Raw genomic sequence first — 13,072 nt, 5'->3', positions numbered from 1 at the left:
CGCAGAGTTCCCCTGACGTCACCAGCGGGCCGTGAGTGCACCGAGGGCACCCAGCGCGACCGCGGCCGCCGTGGATGTGCGCAGCACGGTGGGCCCCAGCCGCACCACATCGGCGCCGGCCGCGGCCAGCGCCGTCAACTCGGCATCGTCGAGGCCACCCTCCGGGCCCACGATCAGCATGACCGCAGGCGCCGCGGCCCACGGCAGCCCGGTGAAACTACCGGTCCCCGATTCGTGCAGCGCGGCGACCACCGCGCCCTGCGCTTTCGCCGCGCGCACCGCGGCGACCACCTCGGGGGTGCGGTGCAGGGCGGTGACCTCGGGGATATAGGCGCGGCGGGACTGCCGGGCCGCGCCGCGGGCCGCCACCCGCCATTTCGCCACACCCTTGTCGGCTTTGGCCTCCCAATTCGAGACGCAGCGGGCGGCCTGCCACGGAATGACGACATCGGCACCGGACTCTGTCATCAACTCGACCGCCAGTTCCGAACGCTCGGATTTCGGCAGCGCCTGGACCACTGTCACCGCCGGGGACGCCGCTTCGGCACGACCCCGGTCACACACCAGCAGTTCGAGCTGATTCTTCTGCGCGGCAACGACTTCCGTCTCCGCGACCACACCGCGACCGTCGGAGAGACTGATCGCCTCCCCGACCCGGATCCGGCGCACCGTCGCGGCGTGCCGGCCCTCCGGGCCGTCCAGTACCGCGATGCCGCCCGGCTCCGGGATCTCGTCGAGATAGAAGACGGTCGGGGCGGCCATCGGGTCAGCGTCCGCTGAAGGAGGCGCGCAACCGGGCGAACAGACCGCTGTTGTGCTCGGACTGCGCCGACATCACCTCGGCCTTGTCCCGGCTCCGCAGGCCCTTGTACTTACGCAGCAGATCGGCCTGCTTACTGTCCAGCTTGGCGGGCACGACGATATCCAGGTGCGCCATCAGATCGCCGCGCGCGCTGGACCGCAGCCGCGGCATACCGTGCCCGCGCAGCACCGAGATCTCGCCCGGCTGAGTTCCGGGAGCGATCGTGAGCTCGGTGGGCCCGTCCAGAATGGTGTCGATCACCACCGTGGTGCCGAGGGCGGCGTCCACCATGGGGACCCGGACGGTGCAGTGCAGATCGTCGCCGTCGCGGACGAAGACATCGTGCGGCTGCTCGACGATCTCGACGTACAGATCACCGGCGTGACCGCCACCCGGGCCGACCTCGCCCTGCGCGGCGAGCCGCACCCGCATCCCGTTGGCCACACCGGCCGGGACAGGTGCCGCGATCTCGCGGCGGGCCCGGACCCGGCCGTCGCCACCGCATTTGTGGCAGGGGTCGGGGATGGTTTCCCCGGCGCCGCGGCAGGTCGGGCAGGGGCGGGAGGTGAGCACCTGGCCGAGGAAAGAGCGCTGCACCGACTGCACCTCACCCGCGCCGCCGCAGGTTTCGCAGCGCACCGGCTTGGAGTTGCCGTTGGTGCCCGCGCCCGTACAGAGATCGCAGAGGATGGCGGTATCGACGGTGAGGTGTTTTGTCACCCCGACCGCGCATTCGGCCAGGCTGAGCCGGGTACGCACCAGCGAATCGGCGCCGGGCTGCACCCGGCCCCGGGCCTTGCGCGCACCGCCGGGGCCACCGCTCATCCCGCCGAAGAAGGCCTCGAACACATCGCCCAGACCGCCGAATCCGGCGCCGCTGAAACCACCGGCCCCGCCGCCCGCGTCCAGCGGATCGCCGCCCATATCGACGATGCGGCGTTTCTCCGGATCCGTCAGCACCTCGTACGCCGCGGAGACCTCTTTGAACCGGGCCTGCGCGGTCTCGTCCGGGTTCACGTCGGGATGCAGTTCGCGAGCCAGCTTCCGGTACGCGCGTTTGAGCTCTTGGTCGGAGGCGTCCTTGCCGACACCGAGCAGTCCGTAGTAATCCCGTGCCACTTGAGTTCTCTTAGTCCTTGGTCGCTGTCCACGGCCCCGGCCTCATCCGGCCGGCCGCATGACTCCTGTGGGATGTAGCCGCCCGGCCGTGATCTAAGTCGGGTCGACTCAACTTTAGCCGTCTGAATATCCGAGCGTAACAGTGCCTGTCGGCGCGGTTCCGGCGCCGCGGCACAACCCTCACCGTTCGGCGAGGACCTCACCTATATAGCGGGCAACGGCCGCGACGGAGGCGATAGTTCCCGGATAGTCCATCCGGGTGGGGCCGAGCACACCCATACCGCCCAGGACCGCGCCCGCGGCACCGTAGCCGGTGGTGACGACCGAGGTTCCGCGCATCTCCTCGACCTGGGTTTCCTCGCCGATCCGCACCGTCACCATCCCGGGCTGCTGGGCGGCGGCCAGCAGTTTGAGGACCACGACCTGCTCCTCGAGTGCTTCCAGCACGGTGCGCAGCGAACCGTGCAGGCCGAAATCACCGGCGTTGCGGGTGAGGTTGGCGGTACCGCCGAGCACGAGACGCTCCTCGGGATGCTCGACCAGAGTTTCCACCAGCACCGTCGATACCTTGATCAGCACATCCCGCAGCTGCGGCGGCGCCTGCTCCGGTAGCTCGGCCACCGCGGCAGAAGCAGCGGCCAGCCGTTTACCGTCCATGGCCGCACCCAGCATCCCGCGCAGTGCGGCCAGATCCTCGTCGTCGACGACCGTGCCGAGCTCCACGATGCGCTGATCGACCCGGCCGGTGTCGGTGATCACCACGAGCAGCAACCGCGCCGGATTGAGCGCCACCACCTCGAGGTGGCGCACCGTCGACGCGGATACCGTCGGATACTGGACGACGGCCACCTGACGGGTGAGCTGGGCCAGCAACCGGACTCCGCGCCGCAGCACATCGTCGAGGTCCACCCCCGATTCCAGGAACTGCATGATGGCCTTGCGCTCGGCGGCCGACAACGGTTTCACATCGGCGATACGGTCCACGAACTGCCGATAGCCCTTGTCGGTGGGAATCCGGCCCGAACTGGTGTGCGGCTGGGCGATATATCCCTCGGCCTCCAGAACCGCCATATCGTTGCGGACGGTCGCACTGGAAACACCCAGATTGTGCCGGTCCACCAGGGTCTTCGACCCTATGGGCTCCTTGGTGGCGACGTAGTCGGCGACAATCGCCCGCAGGACCTCGAAGCGCCGATCCTCGGTGCTCGACATCGACCCACCTCCTCGCTGTGCTGTACGTCGCGGCCGGACCCGGCGGCGTACCGGCTTGCTGAAGGCCCGGTGTGCACACCCGGCCCCCACTACAGTCTAGTTCCGCACCCTCCACAGGCTGGGGCCGTGGATGTCACAGTGCGTGCTACAGTCGCGGTCGCAGCAACAGAATCTGTACTCGCAGGGGGGAATTCGGTGTCCGAAGATCCGTTTGCCGGGCCGGCCGGCCTGGCTCGGTGGGCCGAGGAGATGCAGCAGAAGGCCGAGCGGTTCCAGACGCTCCAGGGCCGAATGGCGCGGCTTTCGGTAACGGAGATCTCCGCCGATAAGAGTGTGCAGGTCACGATCGACAACAACGGGATACCGACCGATATCCGGTTCGGCGCCGAGATCCGGCGCAAGAATCCTGCCGCGCTGTCGGCCGAGGTGATGTCATGCCTGAACCGCGCCCGGCAGCGGCTGGTGGATCAGGTGGCGGCGACAGTGCACGAAACCGTCGGCGACGATCCGATCGGTGCGAACATCCTGGACAAGTTCCCCAAACCACCCGCCGCCGCGGATCCTGGCTCCTGGGCGCCGCCGGCCACCGCCGACCCGGCGCAACCGCACTCCGCACCGGCGTGGAACGATCCGGCACCGATCCGGAGCGATCCGGCGGGGGGCGTCCCCGGCACCACCCGGCCCGGCCCGCGCCCGCCGGCACCACCGGCCGAGCCACCACCTCCGCCGCGGCACACCGCCGCTACACCAGCGAATCCGGGTTCCCTGATCCCGGATGTCGAGGACGAGGAGACCGAGTACTACCGGAACAAGTCCTGGCTGGTCTGAGGCTGCGACGATGACCGAACAACCCGCCCCGCTGAACGTCGACCCGGATCAGCTGCGTACCCACGCGAACAAACTGACGGGCTTGGCCGACCGGACCGCCACCGCGCTGGAAGCCGCGTCCTATATCGCCGCCGCCGATGACGGTTTCGGCGCAATTCCACGGCCGATCGTCTCCTGGTTGTTCGCCGATAACCAGACCGCGACGGTCGACGCGATCCGGACGCTCGCCGATAGGTTCGCCGCCGTTCCCGGCCTGATCAATGCCGATGCCGATTCCTTCCAGAACATGGACGATGCCTTGTCGAAGGCCCTGTCGGGGCTGCTGCTCGACAACGGTACGGAGGGGATCTGAGATGTCCGACGAAGCCGGTCGGTGGATCACGCAGAATGTCGCCGGATTCGACGACGAAGCCCCGCCCGAAAACGCCTTGATCGCCGAGGGCACGGATTACGAAGACAATTATTTCGGCGAATCCATCCTTTTCGCGAATATGGGCATGCCGGCCCCCGGCGCAGCGGGTATCGCGGCGGGCACCATCGCACCCGAAGCCTGGCAGATCGTCTCGAGCTTCCAGGAGGACCCGTCCATCATGGGCGCGGTGGAAGCATTCGGGGCCACCACCGATATCGTCGGCCAGGTCGCCGCCGATCCATTCGGTTTCGTCGGGGGGCAGATCGCCGGATGGATGCTCGAACATGTCGACCCGATCCGTCTGGCATTCGATGCTCTCCTGGGTAATCCGGGCATGATCGCGGCCTACGCGGGAACGTGGGAAAAAATCGCGCAGGAACTCACCACCATCGGGGCCGACTGGCAGACCGCCGTCACTACGGATATCGCGGAGTGGTCCGGGCTTGCGGCCACCGCCTATCGCACTTTCGCGGTGGATGCCGTCGACCGGCTGGGTGCGGCAGCAGGTGCCGCGGCCGCGTTACAGACCATCATGACGAAAACCGGTGAAATCGTGGAGGCCGTCCGCGGCCTGGTACAGGCGATCCTGGGCTCGCTCGCCGCCGCGCTCATCACCTGGACCATCGAACTGGCGTTCTCGGCGGGCACCGCCGCACCGATCGTGGCGGGCCAGGCGGCCGCACAGATCGCCGGCTCCACCAGCCGGGTGTCCGTGCTCGTTCAACGCCTCACCGATGTGCTGAAGGATATCGAGCCGTATAAGGAAGCCCTCAAATCGGTGTTGTTCACGCTGACGGACGCGGACGAGATCATCGGCGACTGGCAAGGCAAAGCCACCGGGTTCGTTCAGGATCAGGTCGGCGGAATTCTGCCCGCTTGACCCGATCCACTCCGGTTTGTCCCGGCCGGTGAACCGCCCGATCCTGCGCCGGACGGGTAGCACCGCTGGGCTCAGTCCAGCAGCCGCAGGACCACACCGTCGGCGAGCAGCCGGCCGCCGTCGGTGAGGATCAGCCGATCGTCCCGGATCGAGGCGAGGCCATCGGCGACGACCCCCTGGGCCGCGGCCACACCAGCGGCGTCGAGGTCCGTCAGTGGGAGCCCAGTGCGCAGGCGTAGCGCAAGCATGACCCGTTCCAAGTAGCGGTCCGCTGCGGTGGGCTCTTCCCAGCCGGCGGCGGGCAGACCGCCGTCGGCGGTGCGGTCGGCGTAGCGAGCCGGGTGTTTGATATTCCACCAGCGGACTCCTCCGACATGGCTGTGCGCGCCGGGGCCCGCCCCGAGCCAGTCGCCGCCGTCCCAGTAGCCGAGGTTGTGGCGGCAGCGGGCGGCGTCGGCGGCAGCCCAATTCGATACCTCATACCAGGTGAGACCGGCGGCGGCGAGGCGGGCGTCGATACGTTCGTAGCGGGCGGCGAGGACGTCGTCGTCGGGTGCGGGAAGTTCGCCACGGCGAACTCGGCGGGCGAGTGCCGTGCCGTCTTCGACGATGAGCGAGTACGCCGAAACATGGTCCACACCCGCATCCAGTACTGCGTCCAGGCTGGCGTCGAGATCGCTGTCGCGTTCACCGGGGGTGCCGTAGATCAGGTCGAGATTGATGTGCTCGAATCCGGCGGCCCGCGCCTCCCGGGCGGCGGCCACCGCGCGTCCGGGCGTGTGCGTGCGGTCCAGCACCGCCAGGACATGGGATGCCGCCGACTGCATCCCCAGTGAGACGCGGGTGAACCCGGCAGCCCGGATGCGTTCGAAGAATTCGGGTGATGTGGATTCCGGGTTCGATTCGGTGGTCACCTCGGCATCCGGGGCCAGGTCGAACTCGGACCGGACCGCGTCGAGCACACCGGTCAGCCCGTCGGCGCCGAGCAGCGACGGTGTGCCCCCGCCGACGAAGACGGTCGCGACCGAAGGGGTGGCGCTGGGGAGCTCCGCGAACTGCCCGGCGGCGGTCGCGAGTTCCCGGCGCAGCGCGGCCGACCACGATTCCGGCGAGGCGGAGGTATCCAGTTCACCGGCGGTGTAGGTGTTGAAGTCGCAGTATCCGCAGCGGGTCGCACAGAACGGCACATGGACGTAGATGCCGAACGGCCCGCCACCGAAATCGCGGAGCACCGGAGCGGTGTCGCTGTGCGGGGTCGCGGTGGCGGGAGAATTCACCCTTCCAGTGTGACCGGACGCCGCTCGGCCTGCGATGACCGGGGTGTCCGCGCCGGCACCGAGCACAGCGTGGATCGCTGCGATCTCGGCGCCGGTATCGGCCGCCCCGTAGGCCGGCCGGTCAGCTTCGGTGCCCATACCGCACCGCCCGCAACCCCTTCTTTCCCGCCGGGTCCCCAACGCCGTCAAGAAAATATGACGACCGTCACATATAACGAGACGGAACCAGGCGATTTCCCGGGAGTTCACGGGAAATACTGGTAGGGCGGTCGGAATGCGCGCGACGGCATGGCACAATGGGTCGCATGCGCGCTTCTGGAGTTCGACTTGTGGCCCGTCGCCACGTCGACTACAAGCGTGTCTGCAGCGCCTGTTGTCTGCCCGGTTCCGCCCGGTAGCTCAGCTGCGCCCAGTCCCGGTTTTCCGGTGATCTTTCCCGATTCGAGGATTTCGGCCCGCTGACACCGCGGGTGCGAGTCAGCCCCTCGCGCCCTCAGCACGGACGTAAGCCATACCCAGCAGGAGCGACTTCATGACGTCGAGCACCGACGCCGCCACCCCCGCGAAGGCCGAGACCTCGGCAACAGGAGAGAGTCCCGCACGCCCCACTCGCGCCCGCACCGGTAAACCGGTGCGCCGCCGCGCCGAGGGCCAGTGGGCCCTCGGCTACCGGGAACCGCTCAACCCGAACGAGCAGTCCAAGAAGGACGACAACCCCCTCAACGTCCGGTCCCGGATCGAGAACATCTACGCCAAGAACGGGTTCGACAGTATCGACAAGGGCGATCTGCGCGGACGTTTCCGCTGGTGGGGCCTGTACACCCAGCGTGAGCAGGGGTACGACGGCACCTGGACCGGCGACGAGAACATCGATCTGCTCGAGGCGAAGTACTTCATGATGCGGATCCGCTGCGACGGCGGCGCGCTGAACGTCGCGCAGCTGCGCACGCTCGGCGAGATCTCCACCGAGTTCGGCCGCGATACCGCCGATATCTCCGACCGGGAGAACGTCCAGTACCACTGGATCGAGATCGAGAACGTCCCCGAGATCTGGCGGCGGATCGAATCGGTGGGCCTGCAGACGACCGAGGCGTGCGGTGATTGCCCCCGCGTAGTGCTCGGTTCTCCGCTGGCAGGCGAATCGCTGGACGAGATCATCGACCCCACGCCCGCGATCGACGAGATCGTCCGCCGCTACATCGGTAAGCCGGAGTACTCCAACCTGCCACGTAAGTTCAAGACCGCGATCTCCGGTCTGCAGGACGTGGTGCACGAGATCAACGACGTCGCGTTCATCGGTGTGAACCATCCCGAGCACGGCCCCGGCCTGGACCTGTGGGTCGGCGGCGGGCTGTCCACCAATCCGATGCTGGCCCAGCGGGTCGGTGCCTGGATACCGCTGGACGAGGTGCCCGAGGTCTGGGAGGGCGTTGTCAGCCTGTTCCGTGATTACGGCTACCGCCGGCTGCGCACCAAGGCGCGACTGAAGTTCCTGATCAAGGACTGGGGTATCGAGAAGTTCCGGCAGGTACTCGAGGACGAGTACCTGAAACGCAAGCTGGTCGACGGCCCGGCGCCCGCGCAGCCCAGCCGCCCGATCGACCATGTCGGCGTGCAGAAGCTGCGTAACGGACTCAATGCCGTGGGCTTCTCCCCCATCGCCGGCCGCGTCTCCGGCACGATTCTCACGAAGGTCGCCGAGGCTGTCGAACGCGCCGGTTCCGACAGGATTCGGTTCACCCCGTATCAGAAGGTCGTCGTACTGGATATCGCCGACGACAAGGTCGAGCAGCTCATCGCCGAACTCGAGCCACTGGGCCTGCAGGCGCGGCCCTCGGTGTGGCGGCGCAACCTGCTGGCCTGCAGCGGTATCGAATTCTGCAAACTGTCCTTCGTCGAGACCCGCAAACGGTCGCAGGTGCTGGCGCCGGAGCTCGAACAGCGGCTCGCCGATATCAATGCCGAACTCGATGTGCCGATCACGATCAATATCAACGGCTGCCCGAACTCCTGCGGCCGGTCCCAGATCGCCGATATCGGGTTCAAGGGCCAGCTGGTGGACGACGGCGACGGGAATCAGGTCGAGGGGTATCAGGTTCACCTGGGTGGCAGCCTCGGTCTCGACAGCAGTTTCGGCCGCAAACTTCGCCAGCACAAGGTGACCAGCGCTGAACTCGGCGATTACATCGAGCGCGTGGTGCGCAACTTCGTCAAACTCCGCGAGGGTGGTGAACGGTTCGCGCAGTGGGCTGTTCGCGCCGAGGAAGCCGATCTGCGATGAACCCCGCAAGCGTGGTGACGGGAGAACCCACTGTGACAACCGAGCAGAAACAGTTGCCTGCCAAACTGGGCGCCGACGAACTCCGGGCATTGGCCGAACGTGGTTCCGCCGAACTCGGTCCGGACGCGACGGCGGCGGAGCTGCTGCGCTGGACCGAAGAGAATTTCGGTAGCGGCTATATCGTCGCGTCGAATATGCAGGACGGGGTGCTGGTGCAGCTGGCGGCCCAGGTACGGCCCGGTGTGGATGTGCTGTTCCTCGACACCGGTTACCACTTCGCCGAAACCATGGGCACCCGTGACGCCGTGGAAGCGGTGTACGGAGTGAACGTGGTGAATGTGCGCCCCGAACACACCGTCGACGAGCAGGACGCGCTGCTGGGCAAGGACTTGTTCGCCCGGGACGCGGCAGAATGCTGCCGGCTGCGCAAGGTGGTGCCGCTGCGTAATTCGCTGGCCCCGTACAACGCGTGGGTCACCGGGATCCGCCGGGTGGAGGCCCCCACTCGCGCGAACGCTCCGCTCATCTCCTTCGACGAGGGTTTCGGTCTGGTGAAGATCAACCCGATCGCGCCGTGGTCCGACGACGAGATGCAGAACTACATCGAAAAGCATTCGATTCTCGTCAACCCCCTGGTGGAGGAGGGGTATCCGTCCATCGGCTGCGCTCCGTGCACACGGAAGCCGGAGCCGGGTTCCGATCCGCGAAGCGGCCGCTGGGCCGGCCTCGCCAAGACTGAATGCGGGTTGCACACCTCATGACCGACGTAATCACCGAACGCACTGTCGGACTTTCGGAGTTCGACACCCTGGCCGCGCTGGAATCGGAAGCCATCCATATCTTCCGTGAGGTCGCGGGTGAATTCGAACGGCCGGTGATCCTGTTCTCCGGCGGTAAGGACTCCACCGTCCTGCTGCATCTGGCGCTGAAGGCCTTCTGGCCGGCGCCGCTGCCGTTCGCGCTGCTGCACGTGGACACCGGGCACAACCTGCCCGAGGTGCTCGAATTCCGCGACCATGTGGTCGAGAAGTACGGCCTGCGGCTGCATGTGGCCGCCGTGGAGGACTACCTCGCCGACGGCCGCCTCACCGAACGCGCCGACGGTATCCGCAACCCGCTGCAGACCGTCCCGCTGCTGGACGCCATCAGCACGAACCGGTTCGACGCGGTGTTCGGCGGCGGCCGCCGCGACGAGGAACGCTCCCGCGCCAAGGAGCGGATCTTCTCGCTGCGCAACGCCTTCGGACAGTGGGATCCGAAACGGCAGCGGCCCGAACTGTGGAACCTGTACAACGGCCGGCACGCACCCGGCGAGCATGTGCGGGTGTTCCCGCTGTCGAACTGGACCGAACTCGATATCTGGCGCTATATCGCCCGCGAGAACGTGGAATTGGCCACCATCTACTACGCGCATCAGCGGCCGGTGTACCAGCGCGACGGCATGTGGATGACCCCCGGTAGCTGGGGCGGCCCGGGTGAGAACGAGGTCCTGGAGACCCGTTCGGTGCGGTACCGCACCGTCGGCGACGGTTCCACCACCGGCGCGATCCTGTCCGATGCCGCCGATAACGAGGCCATTCTGGCCGAGGTCGCCGCCTCCCGGCTGACCGAGCGCGGCGCCACCCGCGGCGACGACCGAGTCTCGGAAGCCGCCATGGAAGACCGCAAACGAGAGGGTTATTTCTGATATGTCCGACCTATTGAGGCTGGCCACCGCCGGTTCTGTCGACGACGGCAAGTCCACCCTGGTCGGACGTCTGCTCTACGACACCAAGTCCGTGCTGGCCGACCAGATCGACGCGGTGACCCGGGCTTCGGTGGACAAAGGGCTGTCCACTCCCGACCTCTCGCTGCTGGTGGACGGTCTGCGGGCCGAGCGCGAACAGGGCATCACCATCGATGTCGCCTACCGGTATTTCGCGACGCCGAAACGTTCGTTCGTCCTCGCCGACACCCCCGGGCATGTGCAGTACACCCGTAACACCGTGTCCGGCGCGTCCACCGCGCAGCTGGTGATCCTGCTGGTGGATGCCCGCAAAGGCGTGATCGAGCAGACTCGCCGCCACGCCGCGGTGCTGGCACTGCTCGGGGTGCCGAAACTTGTGCTGGCCGTGAACAAGATCGACCTGATCGGTGGCGACGAACCCAGCGACCAGGCCCAGCAGGCCGCGGCCGCAAAGGTTTTCGCCGAGATCTCCGCCGAGTTCTCCCACCTCACCCGCACCCTCGGCTGGGCGGACGAGGATGTGCTGGAAATCCCGGTCTCCGCGCTGCGCGGCGACAATATCGCCACCCGCTCGGACGAGACCCCGTACTACAGCGGCCCGTCGCTGATCGAGCATCTGGAATCGGTGCCGGTGGATGCGGACAACTCCGGAACCCACGCGGTGGGACTGCGGTTCCCGGTGCAGTACGTGATCCGGCCGCGCACCCCCGAATACCCGGACTACCGCGGGTACGCGGGTCAGATCGCAGCGGGCGCGGTGGCGCCGGGTGACGAAGTGGTGGTCCTGCCCTCCGGTATCCGCACCACCGTGGAACGGGTCGACACCCCCGACGGGGAACTCGCGGTCGCACAGGCCGGGCGCAGTGTCACGCTGATCCTGGCCGACGAGGTCGATATCTCCCGTGGCGACACCATCGCCTCCCCTGACGACGCCCCGGAGCCGGTCGACACCTTCGATGCCACCGTCTGCTGGCTGGGCGACAAACCGCTGCGCCCCGGTGCGCGGCTGCTGCTCAAACACGGCACCCGTACCACGCAGGCCATCGTGGGCGCGCTCACCGAGCGCTTCGACGAACAGCGCCTGATCGCGGACCCGAACCCGGAATCGTTGTCCCTCAACGATATCGGCCGCATCTCGGTACGCGTCGCCGAACCGATCGCGACCGACGACTACCGCACCAACCGGCACACCGGCAGCTTCCTGCTGATCGACCCGGCCGGTGGCAACACTCTCGCGGCCGGGCTGGTCGGGGATGTGCTCAGCGCGGTAGAGGTCGGAACCGAGGGCTGATGCCGGCACCGACGCTGGTCGCGGTGGCGCACGGCAGCCGGGATCCCCGGTCTGCCGCCACCGTCGCCGCGCTCATGGACCAGGTCCGCTGGGCTCGCCCGGATGTTCCCGCGCACCTGGCGTTCCTGGACCTGAACGCGCCCTCGGTCGGGCAGGTCCTGGACGCTGTAGTCGCCGACGGCGAGAGGCACGCCGTAGTGGTACCACTACTACTGGGCAGCGCGTTCCATGCCCGAGTCGACCTGCCCGGACTACTGGCAGAAGCGTCGATGCGCCACCCACGGCTGCACATCACCCAGGGCAATGTATTCGGTGCCGACCTACGACTGATCTCGCTGCTGCACCACCGGGTTCGCGAGTTCTGCACCACACACGGCTGGGACGACCGAATCGGAATAGCCCTGGCCGCGGTCGGGTCGTCCTCGGCAGCCGCCAACCAAGACACCGCGCGTCTGGCCCGCCGTTTCGCCGCCCGAACCGACTACCCGACCGAAGTATGCTTCGCCACCACCCAGCCCTCGCTGAGCCACGCGGTACAGCGGTTACGCGCGCGGGGCGCCGAAAAGCTGCTGGTGGCCCCGTGGTTCCTGGCCCCGGGCCTACTCACCGACCGACTGCGTGACCAGGAACCCGACCTCCCACACACCATGCCCCTGGGCCCCGACCCCGCCCTGGCCGAAGTCGTATGGGACCGCTACGACGCCGCATCCGCGCGACCATTGCCACTGACCGCCTGATCAGTCACGTGCGGCATCAGGCAGCAGAGGCAAGCGGCTCTGAACCAACCCTTGTGCCGCTCACCGATGCGGCTTGATCAGCTGGGTACGCGATGGAGCACGGATGTGGGTATCTCTCGGCGGGTGGTCGCGGGTCGGGGTTGCTGCACGATCAGGTCAAGCAGCCACCTCGGCAGCAGGTGTGACAGACTGGCTAAGTGTTCGCTCTCGTAGTCAGATTCGAGTTGAAAGACACCGCCGCCGCGGAAGCGTTCGATCAACTCGTCGCGAAAACAGGGGAAGGTATCGCCGAACACGAACCCGGCACCCTGGTCTACGCAATCCACACCGTGACAGATGCGCCGCTGTCGCGCATCTTCTACGAGGTGTATCGCGACCGGGAAGCATTCGACGAACACGAGCGGCAGCCGCACACACGACGTTTCCTAGACGCTCGACCGGAGTATGTCGAATCCTTCCGAGTCGAATTCCTCACCCCCACGGCCACGAAGGGGCTGCCCGGCTGAA

General features: G+C 67.3%; 14 protein-coding genes. 10 read left to right on the top strand and 4 right to left on the bottom strand.

Annotation, left to right across the window (positions count from 1 at the left end):
- Nucleotides 1–18: 18 nt before the first annotated feature.
- The 3 genes from NS6_RS25550 to hrcA all read right to left on the bottom strand — a co-directional run bounded on the left by NS6_RS25550 (nt 19) and on the right by hrcA (nt 3,133).
- Complete coding sequence (locus NS6_RS25550) at nt 19–762, bottom strand: 16S rRNA (uracil(1498)-N(3))-methyltransferase (protein ID WP_068046506.1); 744 nt, start codon at nt 760–762, stop codon at nt 19–21.
- 4 nt (nt 763–766) lie between these two features.
- Complete coding sequence (dnaJ, locus tag NS6_RS25545; protein ID WP_068046503.1) at nt 767–1,921, bottom strand: molecular chaperone DnaJ; 1,155 nt, start codon at nt 1,919–1,921, stop codon at nt 767–769.
- Nucleotides 1,922–2,101: 180 nt separating this feature from the next.
- Nucleotides 2,102–3,133 (bottom strand): heat-inducible transcriptional repressor HrcA, encoded by a 1,032-nt coding sequence (hrcA, locus tag NS6_RS25540; protein ID WP_033244753.1) that lies wholly within the window; start codon nt 3,131–3,133, stop codon nt 2,102–2,104.
- 195 nt (nt 3,134–3,328) lie between these two features.
- Between hrcA and NS6_RS25535 the strand changes: the two genes are divergently transcribed.
- The 3 genes from NS6_RS25535 to NS6_RS25525 are packed head-to-tail and all read left to right on the top strand — an operon-like array spanning nt 3,329 to nt 5,253.
- Nucleotides 3,329–3,961, top strand: a complete 633-nt coding sequence (locus tag NS6_RS25535) for a YbaB/EbfC family nucleoid-associated protein (protein ID WP_068046500.1) — start codon at nt 3,329–3,331, stop codon at nt 3,959–3,961.
- 10 nt (nt 3,962–3,971) lie between these two features.
- Nucleotides 3,972–4,313: a type VII secretion target gene (locus tag NS6_RS25530; protein ID WP_068046497.1), complete on the top strand. Its 342-nt coding sequence runs from the start codon at nt 3,972–3,974 to the stop codon at nt 4,311–4,313.
- A 1-nt stretch (nt 4,314) separates the two neighbouring features.
- Nucleotides 4,315–5,253, top strand: a complete 939-nt coding sequence (locus tag NS6_RS25525) for a hypothetical protein (protein WP_068046494.1) — start codon at nt 4,315–4,317, stop codon at nt 5,251–5,253.
- 71 nt (nt 5,254–5,324) lie between these two features.
- Here NS6_RS25525 and hemW read toward each other — a convergent pair whose 3' ends face one another.
- On the bottom strand, nt 5,325–6,668 hold the full coding sequence (gene hemW / locus NS6_RS25520) for a radical SAM family heme chaperone HemW (RefSeq protein WP_210747028.1): 1,344 nt from the start codon (nt 6,666–6,668) through the stop codon (nt 5,325–5,327).
- A gap of 158 nt (nt 6,669–6,826) precedes the next feature.
- Here hemW and NS6_RS36490 point away from each other — a divergent pair, with 158 nt between their 5' ends.
- From NS6_RS36490 to NS6_RS25490, 7 genes are all read left to right on the top strand, one after another.
- Nucleotides 6,827–6,928: an Ms4527A family Cys-rich leader peptide gene (locus tag NS6_RS36490; RefSeq protein ID WP_357238227.1), complete on the top strand. Its 102-nt coding sequence runs from the start codon at nt 6,827–6,829 to the stop codon at nt 6,926–6,928.
- A 134-nt stretch (nt 6,929–7,062) separates the two neighbouring features.
- Nucleotides 7,063–8,811: a nitrite/sulfite reductase gene (locus NS6_RS25515; RefSeq protein ID WP_068046491.1), complete on the top strand. Its 1,749-nt coding sequence runs from the start codon at nt 7,063–7,065 to the stop codon at nt 8,809–8,811.
- Nucleotides 8,808–9,572 (top strand): phosphoadenylyl-sulfate reductase, encoded by a 765-nt coding sequence (locus NS6_RS25510; protein ID WP_157112940.1) that lies wholly within the window; start codon nt 8,808–8,810, stop codon nt 9,570–9,572. The genes NS6_RS25515 and NS6_RS25510 overlap by 4 nt, the downstream gene beginning before the upstream one ends.
- Nucleotides 9,551–10,498, top strand: a complete 948-nt coding sequence (gene cysD / locus NS6_RS25505; protein WP_174552632.1) for a sulfate adenylyltransferase subunit CysD — start codon at nt 9,551–9,553, stop codon at nt 10,496–10,498. The genes NS6_RS25510 and cysD overlap by 22 nt, the downstream gene beginning before the upstream one ends.
- Nucleotide 10,499: 1 nt before the next feature.
- Nucleotides 10,500–11,828, top strand: a complete 1,329-nt coding sequence (locus NS6_RS25500) for a sulfate adenylyltransferase subunit 1 (RefSeq protein ID WP_068046484.1) — start codon at nt 10,500–10,502, stop codon at nt 11,826–11,828.
- Complete coding sequence (locus tag NS6_RS25495; RefSeq protein WP_068046482.1) at nt 11,828–12,565, top strand: sirohydrochlorin chelatase; 738 nt, start codon at nt 11,828–11,830, stop codon at nt 12,563–12,565. Before NS6_RS25500 ends, NS6_RS25495 begins: the two co-directional genes overlap by 1 nt.
- Nucleotides 12,566–12,762: 197 nt before the next feature.
- Nucleotides 12,763–13,071 carry a putative quinol monooxygenase gene (locus NS6_RS25490; protein WP_068046480.1) on the top strand — a complete coding sequence of 103 codons (309 nt, stop codon included), beginning with the start codon at nt 12,763–12,765 and terminating at the stop codon, nt 13,069–13,071.
- Nucleotide 13,072: the final 1 nt, after the last annotated feature.

Source organism: Nocardia speluncae NBRC 108251, assembly GCF_001613245.1.
Lineage (GTDB): Bacteria > Actinomycetota > Actinomycetes > Mycobacteriales > Mycobacteriaceae > Nocardia > Nocardia speluncae.
The sequence above is the reverse complement of the archived record's forward strand: the minus strand, read 5'-3'. Positions and strand labels throughout refer to the sequence as shown.